Raw genomic sequence first — 22,126 nt, 5'->3', positions numbered from 1 at the left:
TGCCGGGTGGCGCAGCGCCACCCGGCTTGTTTTTTAACCCAGCAGCGCACGCTCTTCGGCAGTTAACGCCAGCGCCTGCGTTGACCCCGTCTCCGACGACTTCACCGCCGCTTCCAGCACGGCCATGACCGCCAGTGCCTCAACAGGGTGGACAGGGTTGGTGATTTTCCCGAGCAGCGCATCACGTACGTTGACGTAATACTGGCGCTGATCGCCTTTCGGGGTAGGGATCGTCTGCGGTGCGCCGTCGGCCCCAAAGAACACCATGCTGTCGCCGTCTTCGCCCCAGGTTTCACTGCCGGGGATCACCCCTGCGAGCAGCTGCGCTTCCTGCTGGTCGATTCTGGCTTTCACCACGCTGCCCTTGTCCCCGTGGGCGGTAAAGCGTGCCGTACCGCCAGCAACCAGCATGCTGGCGTGCAGAATGACCTTATGCTCCGGGTAGTTTAAGACCACGTGCGCCCAGTCGTTAACTTCTGCGCCGTCGCGCAGCGTGGCGATATTCCCCTGAACCGACTCCGGCAGGCCAAAGAGCTGTAGCGTCTGGTCAATCAGGTGAGGGCCCAGATCAAACCACAGACCGCTCCCGGGAACGTTCTGCTCGCGCCAGCGCACGCGCACTTCAGGGCGGAAGCGGTCAATATGCGATTCCAGGTGTTTAACCTTGCCGAGCGTACCTTGTTCAATAATCTGCTTAATGCCGAGGAAATCGCTGTCCCAGCGGCGGTTGTGGAAGACGGAGAGCAGCAGCTGCTTTTCATCCGCCAGCGCAATCAGGTCGCGGGCTTCCTGCATGTCGAGGGTAAAAGGCTTATCCACGACCACGTGTTTCCCCGAGTTCAGGGCCAGCGTCGCCAGCGGGGCGTGGGTGGCGTTGGGGGAGGCAATTACCACCAGATCGATATCAGGATGCTGAATGGCCTCTTCCGGTGTCGCAACTACCTGTACGTCCGGCAGATCGCGTTTAACTTTCTCTTCATCACGAGAAGAGACCACGGCCAGCTTAATCCCGTCCACCGACTGGATCAGCGGAGCATGGAAGGTTTTACCGACAAATCCATACCCGATCAGCGCAATGTTGATTGTTTGAACTTTACTCATGACCTTCTCCACGTTAATTCGCGCACACCGTAACCTGCAGTGCGCTATGGTCCCCAAGCTCAGGCCAGGGACGATCTAAAAAGAGTTGTTGGATGCGGGATAACCCGGAAACCAGATACGGCTCGCAGCGGTTAATTTTCAGGTGATCGGCGACAATCCAGTGCGCATGGCTTGCGTCGAGCATTGCGCGTTTAACCTCGGCATCCGCTTCTTTACCGGCGCTCAACCCGAGCTCGGCATGAATGGCGCATGCTCCAAGAATGGCGATATCTGCCCGATACCGGGACAGCAAAGACAGCGTGGCGCTGCCGGCAAACAGTCGCTGCTTGTGGTCCCATTTCCCGCCGAGCAGGATCAGCTCAATATCTTCCCGGTCGCTAAAATGCTGGGCGATATCCAGTGAGGGAGTAATAACGGTGAGCGGACCCTGAAGAAAGGTGGCGACGGCCATCACCGTGCTTCCGGCATCCAGAAACAGGGTGGAGCCTGGTGGAACCTGCTGTGCGACCTGTTTACCCAGGCGCTGTTTGGTCTCCGGCAGCAGCGTGTTGCGGCCCTGACGGTTCATGGCGGAGAGGTTGAGCGCGATGGCTCCGCCGTGGTTCTTCTGTGCAAGGCCCTGGTTTTCCAGATCGGTCAGATCCCGACGGATAGTATCCGCTGAAACCTGAAGTTTTTCGGCCAGTTCAGTGATGCTGGCCTGGCCTTGCTCGCTGAGGATATCCAGGACATAGCGTTGACGAGCGGTTTTGTGCATCGGGGTACATTCCTGCAAAATGTCGCAATAGTTTGCATAATACAGCATTTTGACGCAGAGAGAAGGGGATTGTGGCCATGACGATGTGCAGCGGTGTGATGATTCACATAGGTGATTATTAAAATTTTATTAAGCAGGTATAAGGAAGCCGTTTTGAATGTTAATCACAATGTTATTGTTATGTTTTATTTAACGATTTGGTTTATACAACCAGTGTACTGCCACTGGGTGGGTTTAAATGCTGTGTAATTAAAATTATGCAGGATTTTGTTGCTTTAATTAGTTTTTTAAAGGCGCTTAATTTTAAATATATCCCATAAGCTACGTAAGTTGACACTTCTTTGAAAATCTTTGTGTCTGACCCGCGCTGAAATTAACGCAAAAATGTGCATATTACGAATTAAGAATTTTCCTTAAATAACAGTGGTTTTATATGTTTCATTTGAAACTCCATTTTCAGAGTTTTGTCCAGAAACCCCATGTTTTTTCTTATCTGTAACACCGCGTTAACATTGTGGGTGTAGTGGGGTATACCGCATTTTGTTATGCTGCTAACCAGTTTAAGAAATAAGTAAATTCTTAATTGAAATAAGACGCAGGCAGATCTCATCTCCAATGGACATGGGTATGGGGAGTATTACCTAAAATTCGGAGAGGAAACCAAAGAAGATATTTGTCTAATTATCTGTACCTCTTTTTGGGTATTTGCATGAGTATCACTCAGAGTCAGGGAGATAAAATGACGATATTGAGAAATTCTATGTTACTTCGATATACCGCCGCGATGGCACTATTTTCGATAGCCATAAATACTGCCTGCGCCAATAGTGGGCAGGTGGGTATTGCCCCCGTTTCAACAACAACCTTAAAAGAAAGTATTCTTTTTGCTATCGATCGCGATCCGTCAATTAGCCAGCAGGCCGCACAATTAGGTATTGGCCAGGCACAAATAGATGAAGCGCGCAGCGGCTGGATGCCGCAAATATCGTTGAACGGGAGTACAGGGCACAGCCAGACCACCGATTCCAGCGGGTCGCTGAAGAATTCAGCCGCCTGGGGGCTGAGCCTGACGCAGCTGCTGTACGATTTTGGCAAGACCAATAACAGCATCAGCCAGTCTTCGGCCCAGCGCGATAGCTACCGCTATCAGCTGATGGGCACGCTCTCTGACGTGGCGGAAAAAAACGGCGCTGAGCTACGTAGAGGTCAAACGCTATTCCGATCTGCTGCAGGCGGCAATAGATAACGTGCAGGCGCTCAAAAACGTCGAACAGCTGGCAAAGCTGCGCGCAGACGCGGGCGTGAGTTCCACCTCCGATGAGCTTCAGACCCGCACGCGCATTGCCGGCATGCAGGCGACGGTCGCGCAGTATCACGCCGCCTTAAACAGCGCGCGCGCCAGGCTTGCGGTATTAACCGGGATGCAGGCAGAGGCCTATTCGCCGGTGCCCGCGAATCTTGCCGTGGAGCCGGACTCGCTCAACCGCATCGATTATTCCCTGATACCGGCAGTGATGGCCGCGCAAAACATGGAACGCTCGGCTCAGTATGGCGTGGAAACGGCGAAGTCCCAGCACTGGCCTACGCTAAGCCTGAAGGGGGGGCGCACCCGTTATGAATCGGACAACCGTTCCTACTGGGACGACCAGATACAGCTCAATATCGACGCGCCGCTGTATCAGGGTGGCGCGGTTTCTGCTCGCGTTCGGCAGGCTGAGGGCGCACGGGCCATGGCCTCCTCTCAGGTCGATCAGGCGCGTTTCGATGTCCTGCAAAAAGCCTCCGTCGCGCAGGCTGACTGGACCGGCGCACGGGGACGAATGGAGGCGGGGAAGCAACAGCTGCAAAATGCTCTGCGGGCCCGCGATGTTTATAAAAATGAATACACCCTGAGCAAGCGGAGCATTAACGATCTGCTCAGCGTTGAGCAGGATGTCTGGCAGGCCACATCTGCGAAAATAATCGCTGAGTATGACGGCTGGAGTTCGGCAATTAATTATGCTTCCGCGGTTGATAATTTAATGCCGCTTATTGGAATAGAGAAAAACGCTGCCGCAAAATTACCCGACTTGAGTTAATACAAGACGCGCAGTGTTGCGCAAAGTAAGACTGAAAATAATGGGTGTTTTTTCCCAGGGATAGCTACATCCGTTTGGTGGACATATCCACAGGAATCCGTACACCTGCAAGGAGAAGAATATGAGTAACATAAAAGTTGTTGATGTCATCATTCGCAAAACGGCGGAGAAAACTAAATTAACCGGCGAAGGAAATTTGTCGGTCTCTATTTCATCGCCGAGCGTGATTGAAATCCAGGGCTCTGCTCAGGATGTGGCGCGTTATGTCCGCCAGGGGAAAGACCTCCTCATTTATATGAAAGATGGCAGCGTTATTCGCTGCAATAACTATTTCGCAGAAGATCCAGAAACGCATAATCAGTCAGAGCTGGTGTTCAACGACCGTCAGGAACTGACGCATATTTCTTTTGCCGATGCCGGGGAAGCGTCAGGCGCTGCGGTGACTGAGTTAACCGCGCAGGCCACACCGATTAGCAGCATTCAACCTTTCCTCGAGCAGGAAAGCGTTTTAAGCGACGCGCCGTGGGGCTGGATTGCGGGAGCGGCGTTAGGCGGCGGTGCCATCGGGGCGCTGCTGGCAAACGGCGGTGACGGCGGAACTAAAACAAAAGTCATTGATAATACGAAAGAAGTTGAAAGCGCCACGCCGACCTTCTTGCTGTCGGATAAAGCGGGTGACAAGCAGGGCGTGCTGAGCGCAAACGAGATCACGGACGACAGCACCCCAACCTTTAGCGGTACCGGCCAGCCGGGCGCGACCATCCAGATCAAAGACAGCAGCGGCAGCACCATTGCCAGCACCATGGTCGGTACAGACGGCACGTGGACGGTAATATTACCGACCCAGACGGACGGGGAGCACACCTGGTCGGTCGTGCAGATCGACGGCAGTAAAACCACCTCTGCGGGCAGTATCACCGTGACGGTCTCTACCGCCGATGCCGCCATTACGCTGGCCACCACGGCGGGCGATAACGTGCTGAACGCCAGCGAGCAATCTGCGGGCTTTACGCTTTCCGGTGCCAGCAAAAACCTGGCGCAGGGTACCGAACTCACCGTGACGCTTAACGGCAAAACCTACGCGGCTGAAGTCGGGGCAGACGGCGCGTGGAGTGTTAACGTGCCTGCGGCGGACGCGCAGGCGCTGGGCGACGGAACCTGGACGGTTAACGTGAGCGGAAAAGACGCGGCGGGTAACACCGTCAGCGGAAGCCAGACGATTGGCGTGGATACCACCGCGCCAACCCTCTCTGTCGATACCCTCGCGCAGGACAACATCATTAATGCGGCTGAGCACAACTAGCCGCTGACCCTGACCGGTAAAACGAATGCGGAAGCCGGTCAGATCGTCACGGTTACCCTGAACGGTAAAAACTATAACGCCACGGTGGGCAGCGACGGCACCTGGTCCGTCACGCTTGATGTGAACGACGTGCAGGAGCTCAATGAGGGTAACCACACCCTGACGGTTAACGTGAGCGACAAAGCGGGCAACGGCTCGTCCGTGACGGCAGATTTCACGGTGGATACCGCCGCGCCGGTCGTCACCATCCATACCGTGGCGGGCGACGATATCCTCAATATCAGCGAGCAGGGCCAGGCGCACATTATTTCCGGCCAGGCGAGCGGTGCCGCCGCGGGCGATGTGGTCACCGTGACCCTTGGCGGCCAGACCTTCACCGGCGTGGTGCTGGCGGACGGCAGCTGGAGCGTGGGCGTTCCGGCGTCCGTGCTGGGCGCGCTGGGTGAAGGTAACCACACGCTTTCGGTTTCCGTCACTGACGCGGCAGGCAACACCGGCAGCGCCACGCACGGCATTACGCTGAGCGGACACCCGCCGGAATTTACGATTGACGCCATCAGCCAGGATAACGTCCTGAATGCCCAGGAGGCGATACAGCCGCTGAGCCTGACCGGTACCAGCAATCTGCCGGACGGCACTGCCGTCACCGTGACGCTGAACAACGTCAGCTATCAGGCAACCGTCGAAAACGGTATCTGGGCGGTCCAGGTGCCGGTTTCTGACGTGTTGAATCTGGCGAACACGCTTTATACCGTCAGCGTCAGCGGGACCGACAGCGTGGGTAACAGCGGTTCTGCCGAGGCGAACCTGCTGGTGGATACCGTACTTCCGCAGGTCATTATCAATACGTTTGCGGGCGACAACCTGGTCAATAACGCCGAAGCGGGCGTCGATCAAACCCTCAGCGGTCGCGTTACCGGCGCGGCGGCGGGCGATACCGTCTCCATCACCGCAGGCGGCAAGAGCTACACCGCAACGGTTGGGAGCGATCTGACCTGGAGCGTGAAAATCCCGTCAGCGGATCTTCAGGCGTTCGGCGACGGGGATTTAACCTTCACCGCGTCCGTCACCAACGGGCACGGCAATACCGGCACCGGCGAGCGTGATATCAATATCAACGCGGAGCTGCCGGGCCTGCGCGTGAACACCATTTCCGGCGATGACGTGATCAACGCCATAGAACAGCAGCAGGATCTGAGCGTCACCGGCTCCAGCACCCATCTGGCCGCGGGCACGCAGATTATTGTCACCATCAACAGCGTGGAGTACGTCACCGCGGTTAACGCCAGCGGCAGCTGGCAGATCGGCGTTCCGGCGGCGGACCTGCAGGCCTGGACGGCGGGCGGCATGACGGTTAGCGTCAGTGCGGTAGATGCCTGGGGCAATCCCGTTGCGGCTGAACACCCGATTGAACTGGATCTGAACGCCGTGGCGGTCACTATTGATACCGTCTCCGGCGACGACCTGCTGAATGCGGCAGAAAAAGGCAGTGATTTAACCCTTTCCGGCCAGACGCAGGGCGTGGAGGCGGGGCAGACCGTGGTGGTGAAATTCGCCGACCAGACCTTCACCGCGCAGGTGCAGCAGGATGGCTCCTGGAGCCTAACCGTACCCGCCAGCGCCATGGAAAGCCTGATCGACGGGCGCGCGCAGGTGAGCGTCAGCGTCACTAACGTCAGCGGCAACAGCGCCGACGCCGCGCGCGTGGTCACGGTGGATACGCAGCCTCCGGCGATTACGCTCGATAACCTGACCGCCGACAACATCATCAACGCGGCTGAAGCGCAGCAGGATTTAGCCTTAAGCGGTACCAGCACTGCGGAAGCGGGCCAGACGGTCACCGTGACGCTGAACGGCAAAACGTATCAGACCACGGTTCAGGCGGACGGTACGTGGCAGCTGAGCGTGCCTGCGGCTGACGTGGGTGCCCTGACGGACGGCATTGTGACCGTGACGGCCACCGTGAGCGACGTGGCGGGCAACGCCAGCAGCGCGGACCGCGTGGGTCTGGTGGACGCAACCGTACCGCAGGTGACCATTAACGACTTTGTCACCGACACCAACACCGTTAACCAGCTCGCCCATTCACAGGCGCAAATCCTGAGCGGCTCCATCACCGGTGCGGCGGCGGGCGATCTGGTCACCATCACCATTAACAGCGTTGATTACACCACCGTGGTGGATGCGGCGGGGAACTGGAGCCTTGGTCTGCCGGCGTCCGTCGTGCAGGGACTGGCTGACGGCACCTGGACAATCGACGTCTCCGTGACCGACAGGTCCGGTAATACCGGAAGCAGTTCGCTGGATGTGGTGGTGAATACCGTGACGCCTGTCATCGGTATCAACACGCTGGCGGCGGACGACGTGATCAACGCGACCGAGAAGGGCGAAGATCTGCTTCTCTCCGGCACCAGCAACCAGCCGGAAGGCACGACCATTACGGTGACCCTGAACGGCATTCACTACACCGCAACCGCTGACGCCAGCGGAAACTGGAGCGTGACCGTACCGGCCTCGGCCGTAAGCGCGCTGGGAGAAGCCCATTACACCGTGACGGCGAGCGTCACGGATAGCGTAGGCAACAGCGCCTCAACCTCGCACGATGTGCTGGTGGACAGCTCGCTGCCGGTGGTAACGATCGACACCCTGGCGGGCGACAATATCGTTAACGCAGCGGAAGTAGCGGCAGGGCTAACCCTGACCGGTAAGGTGACGAACGCGGCGGCAGGTGACACTGTCACTATTATCCTTGGCGGCCAGACGTACACGGCTACCGTGCAGGACGATCTGACCTGGAGCCTGCCGTTAAGCGAGAGCCAGTTAACCGCGCTCGGCAACGGCGACCTCACCGTATCCGCCAGCGTGACCAACGCGCACGGCAATACCGGCTCTTCTTCTCACGACTTCACCATCGACGCCCAGCTCCCGGGACTGCGTATTGATACCGTGGCGGGTGACGACGTGATCAACGTGATTGAACACGCTCAGAACCTGATTGTGTCCGGTACCAGCACCGATCTGGCGGCGGGCAGCACCGTGACCGTGACCATCAACGGCAAAACCTATTCTGCAACGGTACTGGCGGACGGCACCTGGCAGGCGGCGGTACCGGCGGCCGATGTCTCCCAGTGGGCGGACGGTTCGCTGGATATCAAGGCAGGCGCGCAGGATGCCTCCGGCAACCCGGTAACCATCGGCACCGTTGTGGACGTCGATCTCGCGCCTGTTGCCATCACCATCAGCAGCGTGACCGACGATAACGTGCTCAACGCGGCGGAAAAAGGCCAGGATCTTCTGCTTTCCGGCACCACATCCAACGTGGAAGCGGGCCAGACCGTGACTATTACCTTTGCGGGTAAAACCTATACCACGACGGTGGATGCCAGCGGCGACTGGACCTGGACCGTTCCGGCAGCCGATTTGAGCGGCCTGAAAGACGGTGATGCCAGCGTGCAGGTAACCGTCACCAACGTGAACGGCAACGCGGCGTCTTCGGCGCAGGCATTCAGCGTCGACACCACCGCGCCGACGGTGACCATCAACACCATCAGCCATGACAATATGCTGAACGCGGCAGAGGCGGCGCAGGATCTGACCCTGAGCGGCACCTCTACTGCCGAAGCGGGCCAGACGGTCACCGTGACCTTCAACGGCAATCAGTACACCGCGCAGGTGCAGGCGGACGGCAGCTGGACGCTCGACGTTCCGGCGGCGGATATGGCAGTCATCGCCGACGGCAGCGCGGCGGTCACGGCGACGGTGTCCGATAAGGCAGGCAACCCGGCCAGCGCGGGCTCTTCGGTGCTGGTCGACACCACCGTACCGCAGATTTCGTTCAACATCGTTGCGGGCGACGACGTCGTGAATATTGCCGAGCACGGCCAGGCGCTGATCGTCTCCGGCAAGGTCACGGGCGCGCAGGCGGGTGACGTGATTACCGTGACCCTGAACGGCAAAGACTACACCGCCATGCTGGACGCGTCCGGCAGCTGGAGCGTGGGCGTTCCGGCGGCGGACGTGGGTGCGCTGGTCAACGGTGAGCAGACGATTTCTGCGACCCTCACCGACAAAGCCGGTAACAGCACCACCGCGACGCACGAGTTTGACGTCTCCCTGACCGCGCCGGTCATTGTCATCAATACCCTGGCGGCTGACGACGTGATCAACGCGACAGAGAAAGGCCAGGATCTGCAGGTGTCCGGCACCAGCAACCAGCCGGAAGGAACCGCCATTACGGTGACGCTGAACGGCATCAACTATACGGCCACCACCGACGCCAGCGGCAGCTGGAGCATCACCGTTCCGGCGGCAAACGTCTCCGCGCTGGGTGAAGCAAGCTACGTGGTGACGGCGAGCGTAACCGACGCGGCGGGCAACAGTGCGAGCACCGGCCACAGCGTGCTGGTCGACAGCGCGCTGCCGCAGGTCACCATCAACCCGGTCGCCACGGACGATGTCATTAACGCGGCGGAAGTGGCTGCCGGGCAGACTCTGAGCGGGAAAGTGAGCGGCGCGGCGAGCGGTGACACTGTCACGATTTCAATCGGCGGCAGTACCTGGACCGCGACGGTTCAGGACGATCTGAGCTGGTCGGTCAACGTGCCGTCCACGGTCTTAACCGCCATCGGGAACGGCGATCTGACCGTGTCAGCCAGCGTCACCAACGGCCACGGCAACACCGGAACCGGCGAGCGCGAAATCGTTATAGACGCTAACCTGCCTGGCCTGCGCGTGGATACCGTAGCGGGCGACGACGTCATCAACAGCATTGAGCACGCTCAGAACCTGATTATCACCGGCTCCAGCGAAGGCCTGGCAACGGGCGCGGCGTTAACGGTGATCGTCAACGGCAAAACCTACGCCGCAACCGTGCTGGCGGACGGCACCTGGACGGCGGCCATTCCGGCGGCAGACGTCAGCGCGCTGAATGCGGGCACGGTCACCGTGACCGTGGAAGGCCAGAGCGCGGCGGGCAATCCTGTTTCCATCAGCCATGACTTGAAGGTGGATCTGGCGGCAGTCGCCATCAGCATTGACCCGATTGCCTCGGACGACGTGATCAACGCGGCTGAGAAAGGCGCGGACCTGGTGCTGTCCGGCTCGACCTCCAACGTGGAAGAAAACCAGACCGTCACCATCACCTTCGGCGGCAAGTCGTACACCGCGACGGTCGATGCCAGCGGCAACTGGACGGCGACCGTACCGTCCGCCGATTTGGGCAGCCTGAAGGACGGCGATGCCAGCGTGCAGGTGAGCGTCACCAACGTGAACGGCAACAGCGCGTCGGCAGGCCGCGAGTACAGCGTGGACGCCACCGCGCCGACGGTGTCTATTGAAATTGTCAGCGACAACAACATCATCAATGCGGCCGAAGCGCAGCAGGATCTGGTTATTGACGGCGTGACCAACGCCGAAGCGGGCCAGACCGTCACCGTGACGCTGAACGGCGTGGACTACACCACCACCGTGCAGGCAAACGGCAGCTGGAGCGTGACCGTGCCGACCGCGGATCTGAGCGGCATTACCGACGGCAACTACACCATCAGCGCCGCCGTGTCTGATAAAGCGGGCAACCCGGCCTCTGCGGATCGCGACGTGCTGGTCGATACCACCGTCCCGCAGCTGACCATTCACACCGTTTCCGACGACGACGTGATCAACAGCGCCGAGCATGCGCAGGCCCTGATTGTCACGGGTTCCGTGACCGGTGCGGCGGCGGGCGACGTGGTCACCGTCACGCTCAACGGCAAATCCTACACCGCCACTCTGGATGCCTCAGGCAACTGGAGCGTGGGCGTGCCTGCGGCGGACGTTACCGCGCTGGCCGCCGGAGATTACACCATTACAGCGGCGCTGACCGATAAAGCGGGCAACAGCAACAGCGCCACGCACGGCGTGGAGGTGAATCTGACCGCGCCGGTGCTGACCATTGACACCGTTTCCGGTGACGATGTGATCAACAACACCGAGAAAGCCCAGGATCTGACGATCTCCGGTACGGCTTCCGGCCTGGCGGCAGGCGCGGTGGTGACCGTGATGCTGAACGGCAAAGCGTACAGCGCGCAGGTGGACAATAACGGAAAATGGACGACTACCGTTCCGGCGAACGAGGTCGGTCAGCTGGGCGAGGCGCTTTATACCGTCACCGCCTCAGCGACGGACAGCGTCGGCAACAATACCAGCACGTCGCACACCGTGAACGTGGAATCCGTTCTGCCGGGCGTGATCGTCAACACCATTGCGGGTGACGACGTCATTAACGCGGCGGAGCTGGCAGCCGGGCAGACCATCAGCGGTAAGGTGGTGAATGCCGAAGCGGGCAACACCGTGACCGTGACGATTGGCGGTAACAGCTACACCGCAACGGTGCAGAGCGATCTCACCTGGTCCGTGAACGTGCCGTCCGACGTGCTGACCGCGCTGGGCAACGGTGATTTGACCGTGTCAGCCAGCGTCACGAACGGCGTGGGCAATAGCGGAACGGGCGAGCGCGAAATCGTGATAGACGCTAACCTGCCGGGCCTGCGCGTGGATACTGTGGCGGGTGACGACGTGATCAACAGCATCGAACACGGGCAGAACCTGATTATCACCGGTACCAGCGACGGGCTGGCGGCGGGCGCGGCGCTGACCGTGACCGTCAACGGCAAAACCTATCCGGCGACCGTGCTGGCGGACGGCACCTGGAGCGCGGCGATCCCTGCGGCGGACGTCGGAGCCCTGGCAGCAGGCACGGTTACCGTGACCGTTGCGGGCCAGAGCAGCGCCGGTAACCCGGTCTCCATCAGCCACGATGTGACGGTGGATCTGGCGAGCGTTGCCATCAGTATTGACGCCATCGCTACCGATGACGTGATTAACGCGGCCGAGAAGGGCGCGGATCTGGTGCTCTCGGGGGCGACCTCGAACGTTGAGGAAAACCAGACCGTCACCATCACCTTCGGCGGCAAGAGCTACACCGCGACCGTCGGCGCCGACGGCAAATGGACCGCCACGGTGCCAGCGGCCGATCTGGCGGGTCTGAAAGACGGCGACGCCAGCGTGCAGGTGAGCGTCACCAACGTTAACGGCAACAGCGCCTCGGCGGGCCGCGAGTACAGCGTGGATGCAACCGCGCCGTCCGTGACCATCAATACCCTGGCGACCGACGATATTCTGAACGCCGCCGAAGCGAAGAGCGATCTGACCGTATCCGGCACCACCACCGCCGAAGCGGGCCAGACGGTTACCGTATCGCTGAACGGCAAAGACTACACCACAACCGTCAGAGCAGACGGTAGCTGGACGCTGAACGTCCCGGCGGCCGATCTGGCTGGATTAACCGACGGCAGCGTCACCGTTACCGCATCGGTCAGCGACAAAGCGGGCAACCCGGCGTCGGTGGATCACAATCTGGCGGTAGATATCACCGCGCCTGCGGTGACCATCAATACCGTGGCGGGCGACGATGTTATTAACATCGCAGAACACGGCCAGGCGCAGATCATCAGCGGCACCGCCACCGGCGCGGCAGCGGGCGATAAGGTGACCGTCACCATCGGCGGCCAAACCTACACCACCGTGCTGGATGCGGCGGGGAACTGGAGCGTGGGCGTACCGGCGAGCGTGATTTCCGGCCTCAGCGACGGCACCGTAACCGTCACTGCGTCCGTCACCGACGCGGCGGGCAACACCGGTATCGGCACGCATAACGTGACCGTCGATACCGGTCTGCCATCGGTGGCCTTCAACGCCATCAGCGATGACAACGTCCTGAACGCGGTAGAAAAAGGTCAGGATCTGAGCGTCAGCGGCACCAGCGCCAACCTGGCGGAAGGCACCGTGGTGACCGTGACCCTCAACGGTAAAAACTACACGGCCACAACCGCGGCAGACGGCACCTGGAGCCTGACGGTTCCGGCGGCGGATCTGGCCGGTCTCGGCCAGGCCAACTATACCCTGAACGCGACCGCCACCAACGGCGTAGGCAACAGCGTGAGCAACACCGCGAACCTGCTGGTCGACACCGCGCTGCCGACCGTCACCATCAATACCGTGGCGGGCGATAACGTCATCAACGCGGCGGAAGTGGCGGCAGGCCAGACGCTGAGCGGCACCGTGGCGAACGCCGAAGCGGGCAATACCGTCACCGTCACCCTTGGCGGCAACAGCTACACCGCAACGGTGCAGAACGATCTGACCTGGTCCGTGAACGTGCCGTCCGACGTGCTGACCGCGCTGGGCAACGGCAGCCTGAGCGTAACGGCGACCGTCACCAACGGCCACGGCAACACCGGCACCGGCGAGCGCGAGATCGCTATCGACGCTAACTTGCCGGGCCTGCGCGTCGACACCGTCGCGGGTGATGACGTGATCAACACCATCGAGCACGCGCAGAACCTGATCGTCACCGGTTCCAGCGACGGGCTGGCGGCAGGCACGGCGCTGACCGTCACCGTCAACGGTAAAGACTATGCGGCCACGGTGCTGGCGGACGGCACCTGGAGCGCGGCGATCCCGTCCACCGACGTGAGCGCGTGGCCGGAAGGCACCGTCAAAATCAGCGTGACCGGCGACAGCTCAGCGGGCAATCCGATCACCATCAGTCACGACGTGACGGTGGATCTGGCGACCGTTGCCATCAGCATCAATGCCATCGCCACCGACGACGTGATTAACGCGGCGGAGAAGGGCGCGGATCTGGTGCTGTCCGGTGCGACCACCAACGTGGAAGCCGGGCAGACCGTGACCATCAGCCTGAACGGCAAAATTTATAGCGCGACAGTAGACGACAGCGGCAACTGGACCTACACCGTACCGTCTGCGGATCTGGTACACCTCAAGGACGGCGACGCCAGCGTGCAGGTGAGCGTCACCAACGTCAACGGCAACAGCGCCTCGGCGGGCCGCGAGTACAGCGTGGATGCGACCGCGCCGTCCGTGACCATCAACACCCTTGCGGCTGACGATATTCTGAACGCCGCAGAAGCGCAGTCCGATCTGACCGTATCCGGCACCACCACCGCCGAAGCGGGCCAGACCGTGACCGTGACGCTGAACGGCAAAGACTACACCACAACCGCAGGCGCGGACGGCAGCTGGACGCTGAACGTCCCGGCGGCCGATGTTGCGGCCCTGACGGACGGCAGCGTGACCGTCACCGCAAGCGTCAGCGACAAGGCGGGTAACCCGGCGTCCGTTGATCACAACCTGACAGTGGACGTCACCGTTCCGGCGGTGACCATCAACACCGTGGCGGGCGACGACGTGATTAACCTTGTTGAGCATGGCCAGGCGCACATCATCAGCGGCACCGCCACCGGCGCGGCAGCGGGCGATAAGGTCACCGTGACCATCGGCGGCCAGACCTACACCACCGTGCTGGATGCCGCGGGGAACTGGAGCGTGGGCGTACCGGCGAGCGTGATTTCCGGACTCAGCGACGGCACCGTAACCGTCACTGCGTCCGTCACCGACGCGGCGGGCAACACCGGCACCGGCACGCATAACGTGACCGTTGATACCGGCCTGCCGTCCGTGGCGTTCAACGCCATCAGCGGCGACAACGTGCTGAACGCGGTAGAAAAAGGTCAGGATCTGAGCGTGAGCGGCACCAGCGCCAACCTGGCGGAAGGCACCGTGGTGACCGTGACCCTGAACGGCAAAAACTACACGGTCACGACGGCGGCAGACGGCACCTGGAGCCTGACCGTTCCGGCAGCGGATCTCGCGGGTCTGGGCGAAGCCAACTACACCCTGAACGCAGCCGCGACCAACGGCGTGGGCAACAGCGTCAGCAATACGGCGACCCTGCTGGTGGACACCGCGCTGCCGACCGTTACCATCAACACCATTGCGGGCGATAACGTCATCAACGCGGCGGAAGTGGCCGCGGGCCAGACCATCAGCGGCAAGGTAGCGAACGCGGAAGCGGGCAATACCGTCACCGTATCCATTGGCGGCAATACGTACACCGCGACGGTACAGAACGATTTGACCTGGTCCGTTAACGTGCCGGAATCTGTCCTGACCGCGCTGGGCAACGGCGATTTGACCGTGTCGGCGACCGTCACCAACGGCCACGGCAACACCGGCGCGGGCGAGCGCGAAATCGCTATTGACGCCAGCCTGCCGGGCCTGCGCGTCGATACCGTGGCGGGCGACGATGTGATCAACAGCATCGAGCACGGGCAGAACCTGATCGTTACCGGCTCCAGCGACGGGCTGGCGGCAGGCACCACGCTCACCGTGACCGTCAACGGCAAAACCTATGCGGCCTCCGTGCTGGCAGACGGCACCTGGAGCGCGGCGATCCCGGCGGCAGACGTCGCGGCCTTCGCAGCAGGTACCGTCACCGTGACCGTTGCAGGCCAGAGCGCGGCGGGCAACCCGGTGACCATCAGCCATGACGTGACCGTCGATCTGGCGGCGGTGGCTATCAGCATCGATGCGATTGCCACCGACGACGTGATTAACGCGGCGGAGAAAGGCGCGGATCTGGTCCTGTCCGGCACCACCTCGAACGTGGAGCAAAACCAGACCGTTACCGTCATCTTCGGCGGCAAGACGTACACCGCGAAGGTGGATGCCGACGGTAACTGGACGGCCACCGTGCCGTCTGCGGATCTCGCGGGCCTGAAGGACGGCGATGCCAGCGTGCAGGTGAGCGTCACCAACGCGCACGGCAACAGCGCCTCGGCGGGCCGGGAGTACAGCGTGGATGCGACCGCGCCAGCCGTGACCATCGATACGGTCGCAGGCGATAACGTGATTAACGCCAGCGAAGCGGCTGCGGGCGTGGCCATTTCCGGCACCACCACGGCGGAAGTCGGTCAGACGGTCACCGTGACGCTGGGCGGTAAGAGCTATACCGCGCAGGTGCAGCAGGGCGGTATCTGGAGCGTGAACGTGCCGGGCACTGACCTGTCCGCACTGGCGGATAACGGCTACTCCGTGCAGGTCAGCGTGAGCGACGCCGCGGGTAACCCGGGCAGCGCGGGCAAAGCGATTACGCTTGATACCACGCCGCCGACCGTCAGCTTTAACGCCGTCGCGGGCGATGACGTCATCAACAGCGTGGAGCACGGGCAGGCGCAGATCGTCAGCGGCACCGCAACCGGCGCGAGCGTCGGCGATAAGCTGGTCATCACCATCGGTTCGAACCAGTACACCACCACCGTTGACGCCAGCGGTAACTGGAGCGTGGGCGTGCCGGCCAGCGTGATTTCCGCGCTGAACGACGGCACCGTGACCCTCAGCGCGACGATTACCGACAGCGCGGGCAACAGCAGCACCCAGACCCACGATGTGGTAGTGAACACCGCCTCCGTGGCGCTGACCATCAACACCGTTAGCGGAGATGACGTCATTAACGCGGCTGAAGCCGGTTCGTCACTGGTGATTAACGGCTCCAGCGCCCAGTTAGCCAGCGGTACGCAGGTCACCGTGACGCTGAACGGCAAGAGCTATACGGCCACCATCCAGAGCGACGGCAGCTGGACGACCACCGTTCCGGCCGCCGACGTGGGCGCGCTGGCCGATGGCGCGAGCTATCAGGTATCCGTGTCGGCGCAGGACAGCGCGGGCAACAGCGCGTCGGCGACGCACGGCATCAGCGTGGATACTACTGCGCCGGTTGTGAGCATTGCGACGCTGTCGGCTGACGATATGCTGAACGCGGCAGAAGCACAGCAGCCGCTGACCGTGCGCGGCTCTTCCAGCGCGGAGGCGGGTCAGACCGTCACCGTGACGCTGGGCGGCAAATCCTACACTGCAACCGTGGCAAACGACGGCACCTGGACGCTCGACGTGCCGGCGGCAGACCTGGCCGCCCTGAGCCAGGGCGCGCTGACGGTGACCGCCTCGGTCAACGATAAAGCGGGTAATAACGGCCAGACCACTCACACCTTAACGGTAGACACCGTCGCGCCAACCGTGACCATCAGCACCGTGGCCGATGACGATATCGTCAACAACGCGGAGCAGGTGGCGGGCCAGACCATCAGCGGCACCACCACGGCGGAACAGGGCCAGACGGTGACCGTCTCCTTCAACGGGCACAGCTATCAGGCGACCGTCGGGGCGGACGGATCCTGGTCGGTCTTCGTGCCGGGCCGTGATTTCCTCGGCCTGAGCGACGGGGATTACACTATTACGGCTACGGTGAGCGATAAGGCGGGCAACCAGGGCAGCGCAACGCACGACGTGACGCTGAACGGCGATGTCCCAACCATCACCATCAACACCTTTGCGCAGGACGATATCGTTAACGCCGCCGAGCACGGTACGCCGCTGGTCGTCAGCGGTACCACCGACGCGCCTGCAGGCCAGACGGTAACCATCACGCTGAACGGTAAAACCTATGCGGCTACCGTCCAGAATGACGGTACCTGGAGCTATACGGTGGGCAGCGCTGACGTGACCGCGCTGGCAGACGGCGGCTCGTACGTCATCAATGCGCAGGTGAGCAACACCATCGGCAACAGCGCCAGCGATAACCATACCGTCACCGTGGATCTCACCGCGCCGTCGATGGGCATCAGCATTGACTCGCTGCAAAACGACACCGGCCTGAGCGCGAGTGATTTCATCACCAACGATGCTCAGGTGGTGGTCAACGGCTCGCTGACCGCGCAGCTCGGCAATAACGAGAAGGCGCAGATCAGCCTCGACGGCGGCACCACCTGGATTGACCTGACCGTGACCGGCACCACCTGGCGCTACACCGATGGCCGCACCCTGACGGACGGTACGTATCAGTACCAGGTGCGCGTGATCGATAACGCGGGCAACGTGGGGGCGACGGACAGCCAGGACGTGGTGATTGACCTGACGAAGCCTGCGGCAACCACCATTACCGTGGATTCCATTACGCAGGATACCGGGCTGTCCGGCAGCGACTTTATCACCAGCGACAACCAGATCAGCCTGAAAGGGACGCTCGGCGCGGCGCTGGGCAGCGGCGACCACGCGCAGATCAGCCTCGACGGCGGCGTTACCTGGATAGACGTCAGCGTCAGCGGCCTGAGCTGGACCTATGTCGATGGCCGCACGCTGGCCGACGGGGATTATAACTACCAGCTGCGCGTGATTGACGACGCGGGCAATATCAGCGCCACCGCCAGCCAGGTGGTGACCATTGATACGGTTGCGCCGGACGCCAGCAAAACCATCGCCATCGACAGCATCAGCGACGATACCGGCCTGAGCAGCAGCGACTTTGTCACTAACGATACGTCCCTGACGCTGCACGGCTCGCTCGGCGCGACGCTGGCCGACGGCGAGTATGCCCAGATCAGCATCGACGGCGGCGTCACCTGGCAGAACGTGATCGTCACCGGCAACAGTTGGTACTACGTCGATAGCCGCACGCTGGGTAACCAGACCTATGACTACTACGTTCGCGTGGTGGATGCCGCCGGCAACGTGGGGGCCAGCGCCCATCAGCAGGTGACCGTCGATACGGTCGCCCCGGATGCGGCGATTACGGTGACCGTGGATAACATCACCGTGGATACCGGCTTCGACAATAACGACTTCCTGACCAGTTCGACCTCGTACACACTGCACGGAACGCTCGGCGAAGAACTCGGCGCGGGTGAATTCGTGCAGGTGAGCATGGACGGCGGCAGCACCTGGGTGTACGCCACCGTCAGCGGTACGCAGTGGAGCTACAGCGACACCCGTACCCTGACCGACGGCAGCCATAACTATCAGGTGCGGGTCGTTGACCAGGCGGGGAACGTCGGGGCAACCACCTCGCAGTTGGTGACGGTGGATACGCAGGCGCCGCAGTACGGCGTCACCATCGACAGCATCAGCGAAGATACCGGCCAGTCCGGGAGTGATTTCATCACCATGGACACCACGCTGACCATCAACGGTTCGCTGGGCAGCGCGCTGGCAAACGACGAGCGCGTGCAGATCAGCCTGGACGGCGGGAACACCTGGCTCGATACCACGGTCACCAACCAGCGCTGGAGCTACACCGATACCCGCGATCTGGCTGACGGGGACTACACCTACCAGGTGCGGATTATCGACCAGGCGGGCAACGTCGGCTCCACCGCCTCTCAGGTGGTGACGGTGGACACCACGCCGCCATCGACGGTAGGCACGGTCGTGAGCTATACCGACGGCGAAGGCGAGCGTCAGGGCACCTTTGGCAGTGCGGTGGCAACGGACGATAACTCGCCGCTGATCAACGGTACGCTTAACCGCGCTCCGGACGACGGTGAAATTGTGCAGCTCTATCGTGACGGGGTTCTGCTCGGCCAGGTGACCATGAACGGCAGCGCGAGCTGGTCCTTCCAGGACAACGGCCTGAGCGACGGGAATCACACCTACATCGTGCGCGTCACCGACAGGGCCGGAAACTACACGGAATCCGACGGCTTTGTGCTGAACGTCGATACCAGTATCCCGACCACCACGGCGGCGATTACCGCGCAGACCACGTCGGACACTACGCCGATCGTCAGCGGTACCGTCTCCGCTGACCTGGTGAACGGCGAATATCTGGTGGTGACGGTGAACGGCAAAACCTACACCTCCCAGACCGGCGGTGCGGTGGTAGTCGACCCGGATCACAACACCTGGTATCTGCAGATCCCGGACGGCGATGCGCTGAGCGTGGCGAGCTACAGCGTGACCGCGCAGGTGAAGAGCAGCGCGGGTAACGGCAATACCACGGGTACGGCGACCGGCAGCCTGGTGATTGATACCACCTCGGTGAATACCGACTGGGCAACCACGGCGGGGAACAGCAACAACTCCACCATGACCCTCGGCATGAACAGCAGCGGTCTGTGGAATATCATCGCTAACGGCCAGTCATACTCCAGCAGCGATAGCTCGACCTATGCCGGCAATACGCTGACCAATACCCGTAACTACTACGTGGTGAGCCAGACCGCCGCCGACTTTGACCGTAACGGCACGCAGGATATCTTCGCGACCGAGAACACCTACGCCGGCTCCACGCAGGTGATGTGGACCTATGATGGCAGCACCTATAACGCCAGCCAGCTGGCGATGGGCACCACCATCTGGTACGGCGGCGTGATTGCCTACGACAAAACCGGGGATGGCTATCTTGATCTGGCGTACGGCGATGCCGGTATGGACTCACTGACCTACCTGGTGAACAACAACGGCGTTCTGTCGCCGGACGGAACCGGCGGGGAAGGCGGGTTCTACGGTCAGTTCGATTCCGGGCGCGAAATTTCCGGGGTTGACCTGAACAACGACGGCACGGTGGATATTGTTCAGCACACCAACCGCAGCGGCGCGTACTCGTTAACCGTGATCAACAACAACGGTAACGGCACGCTCTCTATCGGTCAGAACCTGACCAACGTGTTTGTGGTCAACGCCTCGAATACCACCACGGCGGCGTCCATGACGTGGGCGGACTTCAACGGCGATGGCTACATGGATCTGTACCTGGGCAGCAGCTACAACAACAACGGCGGGGTGATTTACTACAACGACGGTACCGGGAAGCTCTCTGCCACCAAGAGCGCGGTGGAAGCCTCTAACGCCACGGCAGGGTATCTGTCGGTGGCGGTGGACTGGAACGGCGACGGTCAGATGGATATCATCAAGCTCAGCACCTACGGCGGCTCGCAGACGGCGACCCTGTTCACCAACAGCGGCTACGGTTCCACCTGGACCTCCAGCCAGCTGGCGTCCGGTATTGCCTACGCGACCGGCGTGGCGGCGGTGGACTACAACTGGGACGGCGCGCAGGATCTGCTGGTCTCTCAGCAGAACGGCAAGGTGGTGCTGGTGCAAAACAGCAAAACCATTGCTGACGGCACCGCGATGCACCTGCACATTGTCGACAGCGAGGGCATCAACGCCTACTACGGCAACACGGTCAATCTGTACAACGCCGCGGGCGTGCTGGTGGCCTCGCAGATCATCAACGCCCAGTCCGGTATCGGGTCGAACGATACCTCTGCGCTGGTGAGCTTCTACGGTCTGGATCCGAATGAAACCTATTCGGCCGAGATCCTGAAGATCACCAACGGCGTGTCGGATAACGTCACCTGGAGCGGTCTGGAGGCGGGCAACGGCAAAGAGGGCTACGTCCTGACGGCCGAAGCCGCCACCGGCGGCCACAGCGGGACCATCACCGGGACCGGGTATAACGACACCTTTATCGCAGAGGACGGCACCTATACCTACAACGGCTCCGGCGGCTGGAATACCCACTCCGACTACGACACCTGGAGCAACACCGGTGGGATGGACGTGGTGGATTACCGCAACGCGACCTCCGGCGTTAACGTTGATTTGCGCCTCTCAACCGCGCAGAACACCGGGTTCGGTACCACGCGACTGTTGAACATTGAAGGCATCAACGGCTCGGATTACGACGACGTTATTACCGGCAACAGCGGTGATAACCAGTTCGAAGGGCGCGGCGGAAACGACACCTTCAACATCGGCAGCGGTGGTCACGATACGTTGCTCTACAAGCTGATTAACGCCTCGGATGCGACGGGCGGTAACGGTCACGACGTGGTGAACGGCTTTACGGTCGGCACCTGGGAAGGGACCGCGGACACGGATCGTATTGACCTGCGCGATCTGCTCTCCGGCAGCGGCTATACGGGCACGGGCTCGGCGAGCTACGTGAACGGCGTCGCCACGCTGGACAGCAGCGCGGGCAATATCAGCGATTACATCCGCGTGGTGCAAAACGGCAGCAATACCGAGATCCAGGTTGACCTGGACGGTACCGGCGGTCAGTTCTCGCCAACCACGCTGGTGACGCTGAACGGCGTGCAGACGGATCTGGCAACGCTGCTGGCGAACCATCAGCTGTTAATTGCGTAAAACAACGCCGCGGGGAGCGATCCTCGCGGCCTTTTGCGTTTCTTTACATGAATAGCCATAACC

The 22,126-nt window shown here is 61.2% G+C and carries 2 protein-coding genes and 3 pseudogenes; 3 read left to right on the top strand and 2 right to left on the bottom strand.

The features are described from left to right. Positions 1-33: 33 nt before the first annotated feature. A complete protein-coding gene (locus ACMWLG_RS07945) occupies positions 34-1,101 on the bottom strand; it encodes an oxidoreductase (protein ID WP_045399143.1) in 1,068 nt (355 codons plus the stop codon). A 13-nt stretch (positions 1,102-1,114) separates the two neighbouring features. Then, the gene (locus ACMWLG_RS07940) at positions 1,115-1,858 is read right to left on the bottom strand and encodes a DeoR/GlpR family DNA-binding transcription regulator (protein WP_045399145.1); all 744 of its coding nucleotides are present in this window, start codon (positions 1,856-1,858) and stop codon (positions 1,115-1,117) included. A 739-nt stretch (positions 1,859-2,597) separates the two neighbouring features. On the opposite strand from ACMWLG_RS07940, the pseudogene ACMWLG_RS07935 reads away from it, so the two are divergent. From ACMWLG_RS07935 to ACMWLG_RS07925, 3 pseudogenes are all read left to right on the top strand, one after another. Beyond that, a pseudogene (locus ACMWLG_RS07935) lies at positions 2,598-3,936 on the top strand (TolC family outer membrane protein). 121 nt (positions 3,937-4,057) lie between these two features. Beyond that, positions 4,058-4,402 (top strand): annotated as a pseudogene (locus tag ACMWLG_RS07930) (BapA/Bap/LapF family prefix-like domain-containing protein); the annotation flags it as partial. A 78-nt stretch (positions 4,403-4,480) separates the two neighbouring features. After that, positions 4,481-22,063 (top strand): annotated as a pseudogene (locus tag ACMWLG_RS07925) (beta strand repeat-containing protein); the annotation flags it as partial. Positions 22,064-22,126: the final 63 nt, after the last annotated feature.

It is taken from the genome of Enterobacter sp. 01-M-02-SI-ECC (assembly GCF_047530595.1).
Classification (GTDB): Bacteria; Pseudomonadota; Gammaproteobacteria; order Enterobacterales; family Enterobacteriaceae; genus Enterobacter; species Enterobacter cloacae_M.
The sequence above is the reverse complement of the archived record's forward strand: the minus strand, read 5'-3'. Positions and strand labels throughout refer to the sequence as shown.

What these genes read in the sequence shown, in the direction of transcription:
- ACMWLG_RS07945 (WP_045399143.1), bottom strand. Translation starts at nt 1,101, where the DNA reads ATGAGTAAAGTTCAAACAATCAACATTGCGCTGATCGGGTATGGATTT.
- ACMWLG_RS07940 (WP_045399145.1), bottom strand. Translation starts at nt 1,858, where the DNA reads ATGCACAAAACCGCTCGTCAACGCTATGTCCTGGATATCCTCAGCGAG.